Genomic DNA, 17,743 nt, shown 5'->3' on the forward strand with positions numbered 1-17,743 from the left:
AACGCGGACGGTCGAGATAACCGGTCCGCGTCTTTTCACTCAAACCACGCCTCGAACGCTCAGGAAACCAGTTCGGCGTTCAGCGTAATCTTCGCGTTGCCCGCAAATAGCTTCGACACCGGACAGCCTTCCTTCGCGGCTTGCGCGGCCTTGTCGAATGCAGCCTTGTCGGCGCCGGGAATCTTCGCCTTCAGATCGAGTTGACACGCGGTGATGGTGAAGCCTTCGCCGTCTTTATCGAGCGTGACGGTCGATTTCGTTTCCAGGCTTTCGGCCTTCAGACCCGCGAGTTCGAGTTGCAGCGAAAGCGCCATCGTGAAGCAGCCAGCGTGCGCCGCGCCGATCAACTCTTCCGGGTTCGTGCCCGGACCTTCCTCGAAACGCGACTTGAAGCCATACGGCGCTTCGTTGAGCACGCCGGTTTGCGTCGAGATGAAACCCTTGCCGTCCTTGATGCCGCCGCTCCACTTCGCCGATGCTGTCTTTTGCATGAAAGTTCTCCAGAGATGGGGTGAAATTGCGTTGACTGGCGCCAATGGCGCGTGACGCATGCGGCGCTGAGTTCGCACGCGCCGTGCCTGACGCTCGATGACGGGTGCTGTCGGACGCGGCGCATCCGCTTGTGTTTGCTCCTGGAGGCCGCGCCTGCCCTATCGTAGCGGATCGCCGGCGCATGCGCAGACGGCGTGCAACATGCGCTGGATGCCCCGATGCAACATCGCGGCAATTTCATTCATATGGTCAAAAAGAGGCGCATCCCTTAGCATGATTGCCTCCCGGCTCAACCTGACCGACACATGAACGTAACGGCACGACTTGACGAGCGCGCGTCCTGACATGGGACCGCTGACAGAACGTATCGACGAAGACAGAACGCTGCCCGAACGTGTCGACGTGGTCGTCGTGGGCGGCGGCGTGATCGGCATCAGCACCGCGCGCTCGCTGGCGGCCAAGGGCTTGTCGGTGGCGGTGTGCGAGAAAGGGCACATCGCGGGCGAGCAGTCGAGCCGCAACTGGGGCTGGTGCCGCGCGACACATCGCGACCTGCGCGAGCTCGAACTCAGTCTCGAGAGTCTGAAGCTGTGGCGTCGCATCGATGAAGAACTCGGCATCGACACCGGCTTTCGCGAGTGCGGCATCCTCTACGCCGCCGACGACGCCAAAGCGCTCGCCGATCACGAAGCGTGGCTCGCGCGCGCGGTCGCAAAAGTCGGCCGCGACGCGCTCGACTCGCGCATCATCTCCGCCGATGAAACCGCCGCGCTGATGACCGGCGCGTCACGCCGCTTCGCGGGCGGCATCTACACGCCCGGCGATGGCCGCGCCGAACCGCAACGCGCCGTCCCGGCGATGGCCGCCGCGCTGCGCAAGCGAGGCGTCAAGATCCTCACGCCCTGCGCCGTGCGCGGCGTGGAAACGAGCGGCGGCAAGGTCAGCGGCGTGGCGACGGAATACGGACGGATCGCGTGCACGAGCGTGGTGGTCGCGGGCGGCGCGTGGACGCGGCTCTTCGCGGGCAACCTCGATGTCGATGTGCCACAGCTCATGGTGCGTTCGTCGGTCATGCGCACGGCGCCGCTCGAAGGCGGTCCCGACGTGAGCGCGTGCAATCACGCGATGGGTTATCGCAAGCGGCTCGACGGCGGCTATACCATCGCCAACGCATTCCGCAACTACAGCGACATCACGCCCGACAGTTTCCGGCTGCTCTTCAAGTTTTTGCCCGCGCTAAAAAGCCAACTCGGCGCGCTCAAGCTCGGCTTCAACGCGCGCTTCTTCGAGGAACTACGCCGTCCGCGCCACTGGCCGCTGAATCGGCCGACGGTATTCGAGTCCGTGCGCACGCTCGACCCCGCGCCTGTCGAGGCCTTCAACCAGCGCGCGCTCGACGAATTTCGCGCGGTTTTTCCGGCGCTTGGCGCGGTGAAGGTCGAGCAGTCGTGGGCCGGCTATATCGATGTAACGCCCGATGCGGTGCCGGTCATCTCGGGCATCGACGGAACGCCCGGGGTGTTCATCGCCACGGGATTTTCGGGGCACGGCTTCGGCATCGGTCCGGGTGCGGGTCGGTTGATGGCGGATATCGTCGCGAACGACACCCCGCTCGTCGACCCGCGCGCCTTCCGTCTGTCGCGCTTCTTCGACGGCAGCAAGATCGAGCTCGACGGCGGGTTCTGAGCCGGCGAATTTTGAACGCGCCGCGCCATGCCTACATCGACTCGCAGCACGCGCTAACATACCGGTTTTGCGGTTTTGTCCTTTCCGGGCGCGCGCATGCATCGCCCTGCATTCGAGGTTTTTTCATGGCAACCACGCCTGTTTTGTATGTCGATGTCTGGTCGGACTTCACATGTCCTTTCTGCTACCTGGAAACACCGGTGCTCGATCAGTTCGCCAAGGCGTATGGCAACGCAGTAGAGCTTCGCTGGCACGCGTTCGAACTGCGTCCCGAACCCACCCCGCTGCCTGATCCGAATAGCGAACAAGCCCAGGACGCCTGGGAAAACTCGGTGGTCCCGCTTGCCGAGGAGCGCAACGTGTTGATGCGTCCGCCGCCCGTCGCGCCACGCAGCCGCAAGGCGTTCGAGACCGCGCTTTTTGCGCAGGAATCGGGGCGCTTCGATATCGTGCATCGCGCGATCTTCAAGGCTTACTTCGAGGAAGGTATCGATATCGGCGATCCGGACGCGCTCATCGATATTGCCGCGACATGCGGCATCGATCCCGAGTTGCTCGAAGAAGCGCTCGACGAAGGCACCTACACGGACCTCGTGATCGAAGACGAAGAGTTTGCCAAGCAACTGGGCGTGAGCGGCGTGCCGTTTGCCGTGCTATCGCGCGAAGCCGCGCCGGGCAAGGAACCGCCGCCGCCCATCGCGTTGCGTGGCGCCGCGCCGATTCAGCACTTCGAGAATGCGGTCGAGCGATTGTTTCCGGATGGCTTTCCGAGTTGATCTTCGAGGTAAGCGGGCGATGCGGGGCTGGCATGCGCTCGGCCACGACGCCGACGACGCGCAGGCTCGCGAATGTAAGCTCGGCAAAGCGCACCGGCCGACGCCCCGTCTAACCGTGCTCCGCCATGAACGACTTCAGCGCAATACGCTGCGCTGGTTCGAGCGATTCGAATTCAAGCCCATAAGCGGCGCTTTGCGTCGATGCATCGAAGTCGCCGACGTGACGCACGATGGCGATGGTATCGACCTGAACATCGACGCCGTCGGTCGCGAATCGAAACGAGAGTGCGAGACGATCGCCCACGCGCGCGTTCGGCGTCGCGACAGTCAAAGACATGCCGTAGGGACTGATATCGCTCACGCGACCCGGCTGTTTGAGCGCGCCCTCGTCGCCTTCGATGGCATAGCATGCCGCCATGCGCGTTGGCATGCGGACGAACTTGCGCGTGCGCAGGCGGCGGATCGTACCTGGCGCCGATAACACCACATAACTGAACGGCTCGCGGCAAAGCGCATCCACCGTACACGCGAAGCGGAAGACGCCCTTTCCCGTCAGCGCGACGAGATCGACCAGTTCGCCACGCGTGAGGTCCAGCGGATCGAATCCCGTCATGAGCGGCTGAGTGACAAATAGCGAACGCTCGCCATTGCGACGTGCATTCGAAAAGCCGATTACGCGACTCGCATACATCGCCGAACCCGAACCGCCTGTGACACGCACGCCAATCCGGCCGCCGATCGACAAACCCAAGTCGTCGAGAACGAGCGTTTCCTCGCTCGGCTCTTCCGGTTTTCGTCGAGGCGCCGCGTCGCCGGCAGTCCGGTGCGGATCGAACTGCCTGAAAATGAAATCGCGCGTCGCTTCGTCGGGAATGAGAGTGCCGGCTGCGAAAAGCGGCGTCCCATCGGCGGAAACGATCGCCCATTCGAGCGGCGTGCCCGGCACGATGTCGGCAGATTGAAGACGCACGATGGCCTGTCGTGCATCAATGGCGGAGTCTTCGATCATTTATCGGACGATTCTTAAGTGTTTTCGCAATCGTCTCCGGTCGCGGAATCGCCGTCAAGGGCTATTAAGCAAAATTTACGTTCGCGCACTAATAAATGACTTCCGTGCGCCCTCTTTTGCGATCATTCTGCAAAAGTTTATGCGCATAAATCTTTTTAACGCGCTATTACGCCAGCATGCGCGTGGCGATTCGCTTCAGTGGGAGCCAAAACGCTTTGTATTGCCCCGAGCACTTGCGGTACGTCAGGCGGCGCTCCGCCATCACCGACAGAGACCGAACGGCCGGGTTCGTGGATACCGAAATGCTCGCGCGATGTCGCCGCGAACAGCATAACGGTGCGCCGCTGCAAAGCATGTGCGAGATGGACGAGCCCGGTATCGGTTCCGACGACCAGTTCAGACGCCTGAATCCAGTGCGCGCATTCCTCGACACTCAGCTTCGGCAGCACGAGCGCCTGCGGCACGAGTGCGGCAATAGCCTGCGCTTCGCCGCGCTCGCGCTCCGTGCCCCACGGCAACGCAATCTGATAGCCGCGCTCGACGAGCCAGCGCCCGACTTCGGCCCAGCGATCCTTTGGCCACTTCTTCACATCGGCGGAGGTCGCGTGGAACAACATGGCGATGGGCGCGCCGCCGCGTGGAATGCCGAGGTCATGCGTAGGCTCGGGGAGTCGAAGATCGTAGTCGGGCGTTTCCTGAATCTCGTAGCCCAGCGCATCGGCGACGCTCACGCGCATGCCGCGCCAGGCGTCGGTGTGCGGACGCGGACCGAAGCGCGCGTTGTACGCGAACGCCGCGCCACGCTCGCCAAGGTCCTGATTCAGATAGCCGTAGCGCCGCCGCCCACGCGCTATGAACGCGATGATCGCGCTCTTGTACACGCCATGAATATCGACGATGACGTCGTATTTCTCGGCGCGCAACTCGCTGATGGACCCCGTGATCTCCTTGAGATCGTTCCAGTTGCGCGCCTTCTTGAACTTGCGCAAAGGCGCGCTCAGCACGCGGTCGACACCCTGACTCCAACGGATGATGTCAGCGAACGCGGCGTCGGCGGCCCAGTCGACCTTCGCGGATGGAAACGCCCGCCGCAAGTCGGAGACAACCGGCAGCGTTTCGACGATATCGCCGAGAGACGTGACTTTGACGATCAGAATTCGCTTCATCGACAGACCTGGATGCACCGGTGTATGCGGCTCGATGCCGCGCCGGAAAAACAGCGATTCTAAAGAATTTGTCGCGCCACGGCTGTCAGCGTTTGTAAGTCCGCCGTCGCGTCACGTCTTCGGCGCCTAGACGGCGTTACAGGGTCTTGGCCGAAAACGTATCGCATTGACGGATATCGCCGGACGACAAGCCCTTGCGCAACCATCGCTGCCGTTGCTCGCTCGATCCGTGCGTGAACGCTTCCGGCACCACGCGTCCTTGCGATTGCTGCTGCAACCGGTCGTCGCCAATTGCGCCCGCCGCATTCAAGCCCTGCTCGAAATCGCCCGGTTGAATGAGCTTTGCATTGTCCTGCTGCGCAACCGCCGCCCACACGCCCGCAAAACAATCCGCCTGCAACTCGACGCGCACCGAAAGCGCATTCGCCTGCGCGGGCGACATGCGCGCGCGTGCGCTATCGACTTTGTCCATGATGCCGAGCACGTTTTGCACGTGATGCCCGACTTCGTGCGCGATCACGTAGGCCTGTGCGAAGTCGCCGCCCGCGCCGAAGCGATCCTTCAACTCGCGATAGAACGACAAGTCGATATAAACGCGCCGGTCGTTCGGACAATAGAACGGCCCCATCGCCGCTTGTCCCGTGCCGCAGCCTGTTTGCGTGCCGCCCGAGAACAGCACGAGCTTGGGCGCCGGATAGTCCTGATTGAACTGCGTCCTGAAGATGTGTTGCCAGGTTCGCTCGGTATTGCCGAGCACGCGACGCACGAATACGGCGCCGGCGTCTTGCGCTGGCGCCGTATTCGACGGCGCGGCTTGCTGCTGCACGGGCGCGTTGCCATGAAGCATTTGCGCGCCGTTGATGATGGTCATCGGATTGATGCCGAAGAAGTACGATGCCGCGAGCGCGACGACGATCGTCCCTATGCCGATGGATCCGCCGCCGACTCTGAATCCGCCGCCTCCGCCGCTGCCTCGCCGGTCTTCGACATTGCTGCTTTCTGCTTCGTCATCGAGGCGCATTTGGGTCTCCTTGCATAGCCGCGCGTGGCGCGTGCTCAAAAGCCATTATGGTACTCGCGCGTCTCGCAAATGAAGTCTCGCGAGGACGTGAAAGTTCGTCGAACAAGCCTGCGTCAATGTGAATCGGACGAGTCTTGATGCAGTGCGGTCGATTGTCGCGTAAAGCAGCCCGCATTCCTGCTCTCGACGAGTCATCCTCCATACCAAAAACAATGCGCATTCAAGCCATTAGCCTCGCTAAACCCTTGAAACCGCGGCATTTGCGCGCAACGCGCGTTTTCTGACGCAGCGCAACAGAGACGCATAAATGGCGCTACAGTCCGCTCCAGAATTACCGACGTTTCAACCCGCGCATGCCGCACGTTGCAATACGGCACGCGTGAATTTCAAAGCAAAAGTCATCATGCATGCGACTCCCGAAGCAATCGACCTGGCGCGTATCCAGTTCGCGTTCACTGTCTCGTTTCATATCATCTTTCCCGCACTTTCCATCGGACTTGCAAGCTTCATCGCCGTGCTAGAAGGCGCGTGGCTCAAGACCGGCAAAACCGTCTACAAAGAACTGTGCCTTTTCTGGTCGAAGGTATTTGCCGTTGCGTTCGGTATGGGCGTGGTGTCGGGCGTCGTGATGGCTTACGAATTCGGCACCAACTGGGGCGGCTTTTCGAGCTTCGCCGGTCCGATCACGGGTCCCTTGCTCACCTACGAGGTGATGACCGCGTTCTTCCTCGAAGCGGGCTTCCTCGGCATCATGCTGTTCGGCTGGAACAAAGTCGGCCCGAAAGCGCACTTCGGCGCCACTTTGATGGTGGCCATCGGCACGCTCATCTCGACTTTCTGGATTCTCGCGTCCAATAGCTGGATGCAGACCCCGCAAGGTTTTCGCATCGAAGGCGATCACGTCGTGCCGGTGGACTGGTTCGCGATCATCTTCAACCCGTCGTTTCCGTACCGGCTCGCGCATATGGCGATTGCGGCGTTCATCGTCGCGGCGCTGGTCGTGGCCGCGACGGGCGCGTGGCATCTGCTGAAGGGCCGACGCGATCCGGCCATCAGAAAGACTTTTTCGATGGCGCTCTGGCTGCTGCTGGTCCTGACGCCGATCCAGGCTTTCGTCGGCGACGCGCACGGTCTCAACACGCGCAAGTATCAGCCGGCGAAGATCGCGGCTATCGAAGGTATCTGGGAAACGGAGAAAGGCGGCACCGCGCTCAATCTCTTCGGCATCCCGGACATGGAAGCGGAAACGACGAAGTACGCCGTGCAGATTCCGCATCTCGGCAGCGTGATCCTCACGCATAGCTGGAACGGCGAGATTCGCGGCCTCAAGACGTTCCCGAAAGACGAGCGGCCGAATTCGACCATCGTGTTCTGGAGTTTTCGCGTGATGGCGGGACTCGGCGTCTTGATGATCCTCATGTCCATCGCCGGTTGGCTGCTGCATCGCAAGCGCAAATTATTCGATGCGCGCTGGTTCCATCGCTTCGTGCTGATCATGGGTCCGAGCGGTTTCATCACGTTGCTCGCGGGCTGGGTCACGACCGAAGCGGGCCGTCAACCGTGGGTGGTCTACGGCGTGATGCGCACGGCCGACGCCGTCTCGCCCGTCACCGCGCAGCAGGTCGGCGTTTCGCTGCTCGCGTTCGTGATCGTCTACACGATCGTCTTCGGCACCGGCATCTACTACTTGCTGAAATTGTTGCGTCATGGGCCGGCGTTGCCAGGCGCGCCGTCTCATACGCCCGATTCGTCCGATGGCACCGCGCGCCGTCCGATGAGTCTTCCGCATCAGTCCATCGAAGGAGCTTGAACATATGGACCTCACCGTCGCGTGGGCCGCGATCATCGCACTGGGCCTTTTTCTCTACGTCGTGCTCGATGGCTTCGATCTGGGCATCGGCATCCTGTTTCCCTTCTTTCCCGACCAGCACGACCGCGACGTGATGATGAACACCGTCGCGCCCGTGTGGGACGGCAACGAAACGTGGCTCGTGCTGGGCGGCGCGGGCCTCTTCGCCGCGTTCCCGATGGTCTACTCCACCGTGCTTTCCGCGCTCTATCTGCCGCTCGTGTTGATGCTCGTGTGCCTGATCTTTCGCGGCGTGTCGTTCGAGATTCGCGCCAAGGCGTCGCGCACGAAGTCCATGTGGGATCTTGCGTTCATCGGTGGATCGGCGGGCGCGACGTTCTTTCAAGGCGTGGCGCTCGGCGCGTTTCTCGATGGCATCCCCGTTGCCGATGGCCGCTTCGCCGGCGACGCCTTCGGCTGGTTCACGCCGTTTTCGCTGTTCACGGGCGGCGCGCTCGTCGTGACTTACGCCCTGCTCGGCGCATGCTGGCTGATCGCGAAGACCGAAGGCGATTTGCAGCGACGGCTGTATCGCGTCGTATGGCCGTTGACGCTGCTGCAGCTTGCAACGATTGTCGTGGTGAGCGTGTGGACGCCGCTGCAGGACGCGGGCATTGCATCGCGCTGGTTCGACTCGCCGTGGTTTTATCGGATGCTGCCGGTGCCGGCGCTAGTCGTGGCCTGTGCTTGGGCGATGCATCGCTCGATCCGTTCGCGGCACGAAACGCGGCCGTTCGCGGTGGCGCTCGGCTTCATGTTGCTGGGTTACGCGGGATTGGTTGCGAGCATTTCGCCGCAGGAGATTTTTCCGGGCGTGTCGCTTTGGGATGCCGCTTCGCCGCGTTCCTCGCAGCTATTCACGATTGTCGGCGCGGCGGTGATTTTGCCGGTGATCCTGGGTTACACCATGCTGAGTTATTGGGTATTCAGAGGAAAGGTGCGTCATGGCGAACATCACTATCACTGAACGCGGCGGCTCTATTGCGATGATGCGCGCGAAGAAGGTCTTCTGGTTCGTCGCGCTTTGGGTCACAGGTGTGGGCGGCGCGATGCTGCTGGCTTTGCCGTTCAAGTTGTTGATCAAGGCTGGAGCGGCTTTGCATTGATGCGGGTGGGCAAGGCGCTCACGACGGCGATCGTCGTTGAGCACCCGAGCCCGTCTGCTCAAAACCACCAGGCCGCCACCGCCCCACTCACTACCCCGAACACGACCACCGCCGCCGTGACGAACGCGAGCACCTTCGGCGGAAACGAGCGCGCGAGCATGGCGAGCGAGGGCACGCTGACGGGCGGCAAAGTCATCAGCAACGCGCCTGCTGGGCCGGCTGCCATGCCGAGTGAAAGCATCGCCTGAATGATCGGCACTTCGCCCGCCGTCGGAATGACGAACAGCGTGCCCGCAATCGCGAATGCGACGATCCACAGCATGCTGTCGTCGATATTCGGTCCGATATGCGGAAACAGCCACGCGCGCGCCGCGCCTAGCAACAACACCAGCACGATGTACTCCGGCACGAGCCGCAACGTCATACGCCCGAGAATGCGCAACCAGCGCGAAAACGCCGTGCCCGGCTCATCTTCCTTGACGAGGTTTGCAAGCGCCTCGCGTGATTGCGCCGCCTGCGCGGGCGTCACCATGCGATTGACCGCGTAACCCAACCCGAACACCATCAGCACACCGAGCACGAGGCGCAGCCCGGTCCATTGCCAGCCGAGCACGAAGCCCATGAACACCAGCGCCGCCGGATTGAGCACCGTGTTGCCGAGCCAGAATGCGACCGCCGCGCCCGGCGCCGCTTCCCGCGCGCGCAACCCCGCCACGACCGGCGCCGCGCAGCACGTGCACATCATGCCGGGCAAGGACATCAAGCCGCCATTCAACACGCTGCCGAAGTTTCGTTCGCCGAGCGCACGCGCGACCCAGCGCGGCGGAATCAACGCCTGCACCGCCGAACCGAGCAACAGGCCGAGCACCATCGCCTGCCAGATGGCCTTGCCGTAAGCCATGGCGTAGTCGAGCGCCGCTTGCCACGACGGTGCCGGCGCACTCGCGGACGCGCCCATCAAAATGGACTTGCCGATGGAATGCTGACTCGCCGCCACGAACGCGCGGTTGTAGTACGGAAACCATTTGACATAGAAGAGACCGACGACCGCGATCAGCAGAAAAACGATCCAGCCGGGCGCGATGCGATGGGGTCGGGGCGCGTGAGTATTCATGTTTGACTCGAATGATGAAGATTAATCTCAGTTCGCCGCGGGCGATGTCTGCGCCAATTGCGCGAGAAGCGCCTCGGCCTGCGCGACGCTGTCGGCATCGTTGGGCCGGAAGGTCATGTGGGACGCCTTTGCCAGATGCGTATAAAGCGCGCGGCTGCTGCGGCCATACGCGGGATCGTAATGACGGTCGATGAGTTCCGCGAACAGCTCGGCGCGCGCGTTTTCATCGATCAGCCGATGCCAGCGCTCCACGCGCTCGCGGCTATGCAGCCCGATGAGTCGCGCCAGTTGCGACTTGAAGAACGCGGGATTGTCGAAAAGATGCGCGTAGTCCTGCAACAGAAACGCGATGCGATCTTCGCGACGCGCCTCCACTTCCACGCACGCCGCGCCATGCAGACCGTCCAGCAATGCATCCGGCACCGAAAGCGCGCCGATGCGCCGCCCTTCCGCTTCGATATACACGGGCTTGGCCGCATCGAAACCACGCAACGCACTCACGAGCGCCGACTCGAACGCCTTCTGCGAAGGCTGCGTCTGTCCCGGCAACGCGCCGAGCAACGAACCGCGATGTGCCGCGAGCCCTTCCAGATCCAGCGTTTGCGCGCCGGCCTGATCGAGCGCGTGCAACAGACGCGTCTTGCCGCTGCCGGTATGGCCCGTCAGCGCGACGTAGCGAAAACGGCACGGCAGCGTGACGAGGGAATCGAGCACTTCGCGCCGATAAGTCTTGTAGCCGCCTTCCAGTTGACGCGCCTGCCAGCCGATCATGTTGAACCAGGTCGTCATCGAGCCGGAGCGCTTGCCGCCGCGCCAGCAATAAATGAGCGGGCGCCAGTTGCGCGGCCGGTCGGAAAAGAGCGTATCCAGATGTCGCGCGATATTGCGCGCGACCATGGCGGCGCCGACGCGCGTGGCTTCGAAAGGCGAAACCTGCTTGTACATGGTCCCGACGATCACGCGCTCCTCGTTCGTCAGCACCGGCGCGTTGAGGGCGCCGGGGATGTGATCGTCGGCGTATTCGAGCGGCGTGCGGACATCGACGATTTCGTCGAAAGCGCCGATACGGTCGAGGTTCACGAGGAGATTTTTCACGGGCGATGACGCTGCACGGGCGCAACGCAAGAGGCGGGACAAGCGCGAAATTATCGCACGGGCGCGGATTTCGGCGCGGCGGGCTTTTTTGACGAGGCGCGGGCGCTGCGCGAAGCGGTTAAAGTGAGTGGCGGCACGTACGGAAGACGTGGCGGCTTTCCCTTGAACGAAGGAGACGCGATGACATATCAGGAGACGATCGGCGCACGGCGCTACCGTTTCGACGATCTGAAAACGTTGCTCGCGCGCGCGAGTCCGCGTCGTTCGGGCGACGAACTCGCGGGCCTCGCGGCGGCGACGGAAGAAGAGCGCATCGCCGCAAAACTCGCGCTTGCACAGGTGCCGCTGCGCGCGTTTCTCGACGAACCGCTCATTCCCTACGAGCACGATGAAGTCACGCGCCTGATCGTCGATACCCATGACGCGCATGCCTTCGCGCCCATCGCGCATCTCACCGTCGGCGAGTTCCGCGAATGGCTGCTCGCCGACACCACGGACACCGCCGCGCTCGAAGGCGTCACCGCGGGCCTCACGCCGGAAATGGTCGCAGCCGTTTCCAAGCTCATGCGCAATCAGGACCTGATCCTCGCCGCGCGCAAGCGTCCGGTGATCACGCGGTTTCGCACGACCATCGGCTTGCCGGGGCATCTTTCGGTGCGGCTGCAGCCGAACCATCCGACCGACGATCCGAAAGGCATTGCCGCGTCCATGCTCGACGGCCTTTTCTACGGCTGCGGCGACGCGGTGATCGGCATCAATCCGGCGTCGGATTCGCCTGCCGCCATCACGGCGCTGCTCACGATGATGGACGATTTCCGCCAGCGCTACGACGTGCCGATGCAATCGTGCGTGCTGACTCACGTCACCAACACGCTCGCGGCAATCGGGCAAGGCGCGCCCGTGGATCTCGTGTTCCAGTCGGTCGCGGGCACCGAGCGCGCCAACGCGAGTTTCGGTGTATCGCTCAAGCTGTTGGAGGAAGCGCACGATGCCGCGCTGTCGCTCGGTCGCGGTACGGTCGGCGACAACGTGATGTACTTCGAGACGGGCCAGGGCAGCGCGTTGTCGGCCAATGCGCATCATGGCGTCGACCAGCAGACCTGCGAGGCGCGCGCCTATGCGGTCGCGCGCCGTTTCAAGCCGCTTCTGACGAACACGGTGGTCGGTTTCATCGGTCCGGAATATTTATACGATGGCCGGCAGATCATCCGCGCCGGCCTCGAAGATCACTTTTGCGGCAAGCTGCTCGGCGTGCCGATGGGTTGCGACATCTGCTACACGAACCACGCCGAAGCCGATCAGGACGACATGGACACGCTTCTGACGCTGCTGGGCGTGGCCAACGTGAACTTCATCATGGGCGTGCCGGGCGCGGACGATGTCATGCTGAACTATCAGAGCACGTCGTTCCATGACGCGCTTTATATTCGCCGCGTGCTGAACCTGAAGCGCGCGCCGGAATTCGAAGCGTGGCTGCAAAAAATGCGCGTGACGGATGGACGTGGCGGCTTGCTGTCGGCATCCGGCAGCGCGCAGGGACAGCCGTTGCTCGACTGGATCGATGCGTGATGGATGAGATCGATAAGCGGAGCGTGGATGCATCGGCGCGCGAGGACCGCGTCGATGAGCGCGCGGACGCGTCAGTGCAAAGACGCGACATGGCGGGCTTGCACACTGGCGCGCCGAAGCACGAGGGCGACAGCGTTCGCGCGAGTGCATCTGCCAGTGGTTCGAGCTCCACCAACGGCATCGAAACCAATCCCTGGGATGCGCTCAAGCGCTTCACCAACGCGCGCATTGCTCTGGGACGCACCGGCGACAGTTTGCCAACCGCGCCGCTGCTCGCCTTCGGCCTGGCGCATGCGCAGGCGCGCGACGCCGTGCATCAGCCGCTCGACACCGCCGCGCTCGCCGCGGAACTACATGCAGCCGGCTTCGACACGCTCGAAGCGGCGAGCGCCGCGCCGGATCGCGATCATTATTTGCGGCGTCCCGACCTGGGCCGCGCACTCGACGATGCCAGCCGCGCCCGCCTTGCCGAACATGCCGCACGAACAGAAGCGGCGCCCGACATTGTTTTCGTCGCCGCCGATGGCCTCTCGGCTTTCGCCGCGCAGCGACACGCCGCCGCGTTTCTCGCCCGCCTGCGTCCGAAGCTCGATGGCTGGAAAGTCGCGCCTGTCGTCATCGCGACACAGGCGCGTGTCGCGCTCGGCGACCCGATCGGCGAGTTGCTGGGAGCGCGCATCGTCGTGGTGATGATCGGCGAGCGGCCGGGCCTCAGTTCGCCCGACAGCCTCGGGCTCTACGTGACTTTTGCGCCGAGGCAAGGCCGTCACGACGCCGAGCGCAACTGCATCTCGAACGTGCGGCCCGAGGGATTGAACTACGATGCGGCCGCGTTCAAGCTGCACTGGCTGCTGAACGAAGCGCGCCGCCTGAAGCTGACCGGCGTGGGCCTCAAGGATCATAGCGGCGCGCTGCCGTCTGCCGCGGGCGATGCAAGTTCGCTGAATCATCACGCGTAACGGCACGATCGCCACCTTCGTTTCGCGCGCACTTGCATCGCCTCGCGAGCGTTCGCAATTCGCGTGGCGGCGCGATGACCGTTCCGCTTATCGCACAGTACATGCGCACCGCGGCGACTCTGCAAATGGGCCGAGTCAGCGGCAGGCACTCTTCACCATGTCGTATCAGTGACGAGAGCGCTATCGCCGCAACTTCCGATAAACCGTCGTCCGCGACACACCCAGCGCCCGCGCCGTCGCCGACACATTGCCGCCATGCGACTCCAGCGCCGCCGCAACCACGCTCGCGGCAATATCCGCGAGCCGCGCATCGCCAGCGGGAGCAGCGCTCGGTTCGTCGCGAACGGGAGACTCGAAATCATCGATGAAATCGCGCGGTAAATGCGTCACGCCGATGCGCGTTTCGTCATCATCGAGCATCGCCGATGCCGTGCGCAGCACGTTGCTCAACTGCCGGAAATTACCTGGCCAGCGATGCCGCGCAAACAGCGCCAGCACGTCTTCGTCGACGCTCAACACGCGATCCGCAAGACACTCGTGGCGCAAGATGCGCTCGACGGCCGCTCGCAAATCGGTGCGCTCGCGCAGCGGCGGCAAGGTCACAGCCAGGCCGTTCACGCGATAAAACAGGTCCTCGCGAAACTCGCCCTTCGCAACCTGCTCGCGCAACTTGCGGTTGCTCGCGCAGACCAGCGTGAAGTCGACCGGCACGGCGCGCGCCGCGCCGAGCGGCTCGACCACGCGCTCTTGCAGCACGCGCAAGAGCCGGCTTTGAAGCGCGAGCGGCATGTCGCCGATTTCATCGAGAAAGAGCGTGCCGCCGTTCGCCTGCACGATCTTGCCCGACGCACCGCGCTTGGCCGCGCCGGTGAACGCGCCCTGCGCATAGCCGAATAGCTCGGATTCGATCAGCGTCTCCGGCAACGACGCACAGTTCACCGCGACGAACGGTCCATCGCGCCGTGGCGAATCGCGATGAATGGCGCGCGCCAGCATCTCCTTGCCCGCGCCGGTTTCGCCGCCGATCAGGATAGGAATCTCCTTGCCGACCACTTTCCTGACTTGCTGGATGAGTTCGTACACGCGCGCATCGCCCGTGCAGAGATCGGCAAGACGCGACGGCGTCTTGCTTTCAACGGGCGCAGTTGTTCTGACTGGCACCGCGACCGGCGCGACCGTGCGCTCGCGATATTCGACGCCCGCGAACACGCCGACGCCGCTATGCAGCTGAAGGCGGCGCGGCGGCTTGCCGGCCCGCTCGATCAGTTCGTCGGGAGTCGCACCGAATAGCGATGCCAGCGTCTGCACGCGCAGATGCCCAAGCTCCAGTCCGAGTTGAAACTGCGCGCTGCGATTGGCGCTCAGAAGCCGGCCATCGAGATCGAATACGGCGATGCCTTCCATCAACGTGCCGATGAATTCCGGGCGGCTATGAAAATGAATTCGCAGTCCGTCGCCGAACGCGCTTGCAATCAGGCGGTTCTCGATCATCTGGCCGGACATTTTGACGAGCGCCATCGTGTGCTGGTGATAGCCGCGGCGGTCGCCGGTGACATCGAGTACGCCGCTCAGGCCGCCGCGCGGATCGAGAATCGGCACCGACGAACACGTCAGAAAATGGTTGGCGCGCAGATAGTGCTGATCGCCGTGGACGGTGACGGCCTGCCGTTCGGCGATGGTCGTGCCGATGGCATTCGTACCCTGATGCGCCTCGCTCCACACCGCGCCCGCCTGCAGCGCGACCTTTTGCGCGCGGGCGAGGAAGTCGTCATCGCCCAGGGAGTGCAGAATCAGCCCGCTCGAATCCGTGAGCGCGATCATGCTGTGCGTGTTGGCGATCTGCGCGTAGAGCGTTTCCATCACCGGCAACGCGTGAGCGAAGAGCGCGCGGCTCTCGTCGCGCTTCAAGGCGAGTTGCGCGCCGGACAAGACTTCGTATTCGGGACGCATGGTCGCGGAAAGACCAAAAGTGGCCGAGCGCTCATGCGATTGATGAATTACGTCGTGATGCGCGGGCCGAAGCGCCGCGCCGATGGCATGCTGCATCGCCTCCTCCTTTCGAATTCAGCGCGGCGGGGTCGTCGGGCGCCCATGCCGTCGCGTGAATGTCTCTTGACGCAGAGTAACACCGACCCGGCGACCGGGTCGATGCGAGGAAGCGCGCAGTCGTCACAAGACGAGCGAGCCCGCCGAAATGGCGACGATCAGGAAGATGACGAACAGAATCAGGAAGATGAAGAAGCAAATCTTCGCGATGCCGGCCGCACCGGACGACACGCGTCCGAAACCGAAGAAGCCGGCGATGACCGAAATGACCGCGAAAAGAATGGCAAGTTTTAACATGACGTCGATGGTTTATCGTTAAGGTTTCGCCTTGTCTGCAAAGCTTGTGCCCAATCCCTTTTAAGCTGCCGCTGAACTCGACCGTTAGTTGCTCGTGGGCGCGTTAAAAAGGCGGCCTGTTCGCCGCCCTTCCTTACTGCGCCCCGCCCTTCTCGGCCGCAGGAGCCACGGCCGGAATCGTCCTTGGCCGCCCGCCCAGCCATCGCAAGACCGCTTGATGCACTTGAGGCACGGCAAGCAGCGCGGTTACGGCAATCGCATCCGCGGCCAGACCGGCGGGCACGTTGATGAGGCCATCGGTCAGCGTGAAGAGGATGGAATCGACGACGAGCGATATCACCGTGCCGACGACAAAGCACACCATGCCGTCACGCCCGACTGCCCCGACCCACGGCAGGCGCGATGCGATTTCCTTGATCAGACCGTAGCGCGCAAAATTCGTGGCGATCCACGCAATGGCGAGAAAATTGACGACGCGCGCGCCGGCGAGGTCACGCTTGAACGCGCTATCCAAGACGGGCGGCAGTACGAGCAGCTTGTAGTACGCCATGCCGATGATCAGCGCGAGCGCGCCCAGACTGACGACCCATCCCATGCGATGCGAACTCACGCGCTGATACACCGGCGTGCAGCGCGCCAGCACGCCGAGCACGAACATCAGTTGCCAGGCGGCGGGATTGAAGTCCCAAAGCGTATCGTTGGCGGATGGCAAGTATTCACCGATTTGCGGCGCAAACGCCCACAGGCCGAGGCTCAGACCGAGCAGCAACCACGGCTTGCTGCGCGCGAGCGGCAGCGTAAGCGGCACGGACAGCGCGAAGAGCGCGTACATCGGCAGGACGGCGGCAAGATACGGCTGGCGCTCGAAGGTGAGAATCTGCGTCAGTGACGACACCGGCGCGGCTGTGAGACTGTCGAGGTCATGCAGCGCCAGATTCGGCGCGCTGCCGAAAAACGGTCGCAGCAGGAAGGTCGCGACGAGCATCAGCGCGGCAGTGACGAGAAACGCGCGGTAGATTTCGACCGAGCGCTTGAGAAAACGCACGCAGGCGGCGCTTTCCGAGCGCCGGCTGGCCATCGCGGTATAGGCCGTCGCCGTGGCGAAGCCGCCGAGGAACACGAAGACTTCGGCGGCATCGTTGAGCGCAAAGGCGTGCAGCGTGAAGCGCGACAACATGCTGCCGCCGATGTGATCGACGACGATGACGAGCAGCACGAGTCCGCGAAAGAAGTCCAGCTCGACGAGGCGTTGAGATTTTCCTGACATGCTGCTCAAGGAGTTTTCCTGCGGCGCGCAGGAGGGTGGGCAGGCGCCGCAATCGGCGGCAAACGAGCCCGAGAGTTTACCCTTAATCGTCTGCGGTGAGCATCTTCGCGTAAGGAAAAAACCGTTTCAAATCCGGCGCTTGTTGTGTTTCGAGCGCAAACGCTGACACTTCGCAACGCATCTCTGTGTCTCCCACGCTTGGTGTCTCGAAAAGTTTTCAAGTTCCTTTCATTCATCCAAGTCTGCGTTAATATCACGCGCTCAATCCACTCGATGCGGCTTTCGCACAAC

At 63.0% G+C, this 17,743-nt stretch carries 16 protein-coding genes; 7 read left to right on the forward strand and 9 right to left on the reverse strand.

What is annotated here, in order from left to right; translation table 11 throughout:
- Nucleotides 1–59: 59 nt before the first annotated feature.
- Nucleotides 60–491 carry an OsmC family protein gene (locus ACYQ47_RS03800; RefSeq protein WP_244829538.1) on the reverse strand — a complete coding sequence of 144 codons (432 nt, stop codon included), beginning with the start codon at nt 489–491 and terminating at the stop codon, nt 60–62.
- A gap of 346 nt (nt 492–837) precedes the next feature.
- On the opposite strand from ACYQ47_RS03800, the gene ACYQ47_RS03805 reads away from it, so the two are divergent.
- Entirely contained in the window at nt 838–2,178 is a 1,341-nt protein-coding gene (locus ACYQ47_RS03805) for an NAD(P)/FAD-dependent oxidoreductase (RefSeq protein ID WP_459904511.1), read from the forward strand.
- Between the two features lie 125 nt (nt 2,179–2,303).
- Nucleotides 2,304–2,954, forward strand: coding sequence for a DsbA family oxidoreductase (locus ACYQ47_RS03810; protein WP_250467183.1), 651 nt, complete (start codon nt 2,304–2,306; stop codon nt 2,952–2,954).
- Between the two features lie 109 nt (nt 2,955–3,063).
- On the opposite strand, the gene ACYQ47_RS03815 is transcribed toward ACYQ47_RS03810, so the two are convergent.
- The 3 genes from ACYQ47_RS03815 to ypfJ form a co-directional block, all read right to left on the reverse strand.
- Nucleotides 3,064–3,963: a flagellar brake protein gene (locus tag ACYQ47_RS03815; protein WP_459904512.1), complete on the reverse strand. Its 900-nt coding sequence runs from the start codon at nt 3,961–3,963 to the stop codon at nt 3,064–3,066.
- A 155-nt stretch (nt 3,964–4,118) separates the two neighbouring features.
- Nucleotides 4,119–5,129: a lipopolysaccharide heptosyltransferase I gene (gene waaC / locus ACYQ47_RS03820; RefSeq protein WP_459904513.1), complete on the reverse strand. Its 1,011-nt coding sequence runs from the start codon at nt 5,127–5,129 to the stop codon at nt 4,119–4,121.
- A 136-nt stretch (nt 5,130–5,265) separates the two neighbouring features.
- On the reverse strand, nt 5,266–6,150 hold the full coding sequence (gene ypfJ / locus ACYQ47_RS03825) for a KPN_02809 family neutral zinc metallopeptidase (RefSeq protein WP_250467189.1): 885 nt from the start codon (nt 6,148–6,150) through the stop codon (nt 5,266–5,268).
- A gap of 403 nt (nt 6,151–6,553) precedes the next feature.
- Here ypfJ and ACYQ47_RS03830 point away from each other — a divergent pair, with 403 nt between their 5' ends.
- The 3 genes from ACYQ47_RS03830 to ACYQ47_RS03840 are packed head-to-tail and all read left to right on the forward strand — an operon-like array spanning nt 6,554 to nt 9,105.
- Nucleotides 6,554–7,960, forward strand: a complete 1,407-nt coding sequence (locus ACYQ47_RS03830; RefSeq protein ID WP_250467191.1) for a cytochrome ubiquinol oxidase subunit I — start codon at nt 6,554–6,556, stop codon at nt 7,958–7,960.
- A gap of 4 nt (nt 7,961–7,964) precedes the next feature.
- Nucleotides 7,965–8,966: a cytochrome d ubiquinol oxidase subunit II gene (gene cydB / locus ACYQ47_RS03835; protein ID WP_459904515.1), complete on the forward strand. Its 1,002-nt coding sequence runs from the start codon at nt 7,965–7,967 to the stop codon at nt 8,964–8,966.
- On the forward strand, nt 8,944–9,105 hold the full coding sequence (locus tag ACYQ47_RS03840) for a hypothetical protein (RefSeq protein WP_250467195.1): 162 nt from the start codon (nt 8,944–8,946) through the stop codon (nt 9,103–9,105). Before cydB ends, ACYQ47_RS03840 begins: the two co-directional genes overlap by 23 nt.
- Nucleotides 9,106–9,163: 58 nt before the next feature.
- Here ACYQ47_RS03840 and ACYQ47_RS03845 read toward each other — a convergent pair whose 3' ends face one another.
- Nucleotides 9,164–10,219 carry a permease gene (locus ACYQ47_RS03845; protein ID WP_459904516.1) on the reverse strand — a complete coding sequence of 352 codons (1,056 nt, stop codon included), beginning with the start codon at nt 10,217–10,219 and terminating at the stop codon, nt 9,164–9,166.
- A 27-nt stretch (nt 10,220–10,246) separates the two neighbouring features.
- Entirely contained in the window at nt 10,247–11,314 is a 1,068-nt protein-coding gene (mnmH, locus tag ACYQ47_RS03850; RefSeq protein WP_250493472.1) for a tRNA 2-selenouridine(34) synthase MnmH, read from the reverse strand.
- 180 nt (nt 11,315–11,494) lie between these two features.
- Here mnmH and ACYQ47_RS03855 point away from each other — a divergent pair, with 180 nt between their 5' ends.
- Both ACYQ47_RS03855 and eutC read left to right on the forward strand, forming a co-directional pair.
- Nucleotides 11,495–12,883 carry an ethanolamine ammonia-lyase subunit EutB gene (locus ACYQ47_RS03855; protein WP_459904518.1) on the forward strand — a complete coding sequence of 463 codons (1,389 nt, stop codon included), beginning with the start codon at nt 11,495–11,497 and terminating at the stop codon, nt 12,881–12,883.
- Nucleotides 12,883–13,842 carry an ethanolamine ammonia-lyase subunit EutC gene (gene eutC, locus ACYQ47_RS03860; RefSeq protein ID WP_459904519.1) on the forward strand — a complete coding sequence of 320 codons (960 nt, stop codon included), beginning with the start codon at nt 12,883–12,885 and terminating at the stop codon, nt 13,840–13,842. Before ACYQ47_RS03855 ends, eutC begins: the two co-directional genes overlap by 1 nt.
- 180 nt (nt 13,843–14,022) lie before the next feature.
- On the opposite strand, the gene ACYQ47_RS03865 is transcribed toward eutC, so the two are convergent.
- The 3 genes from ACYQ47_RS03865 to ACYQ47_RS03875 all read right to left on the reverse strand — a co-directional run bounded on the left by ACYQ47_RS03865 (nt 14,023) and on the right by ACYQ47_RS03875 (nt 17,452).
- On the reverse strand, nt 14,023–15,888 hold the full coding sequence (locus ACYQ47_RS03865; protein ID WP_309960206.1) for a sigma-54-dependent Fis family transcriptional regulator: 1,866 nt from the start codon (nt 15,886–15,888) through the stop codon (nt 14,023–14,025).
- A gap of 123 nt (nt 15,889–16,011) precedes the next feature.
- The gene (locus ACYQ47_RS03870) at nt 16,012–16,185 is read right to left on the reverse strand and encodes a DUF1328 domain-containing protein (RefSeq protein WP_087628737.1); all 174 of its coding nucleotides are present in this window, start codon (nt 16,183–16,185) and stop codon (nt 16,012–16,014) included.
- 133 nt (nt 16,186–16,318) lie between these two features.
- Nucleotides 16,319–17,452, reverse strand: coding sequence for an OpgC domain-containing protein (locus ACYQ47_RS03875; protein WP_459904522.1), 1,134 nt, complete (start codon nt 17,450–17,452; stop codon nt 16,319–16,321).
- Between the last annotated feature and the right edge of the window lie 291 nt (nt 17,453–17,743).

It is taken from the genome of Caballeronia sp. HLA56, assembly GCF_054655155.1.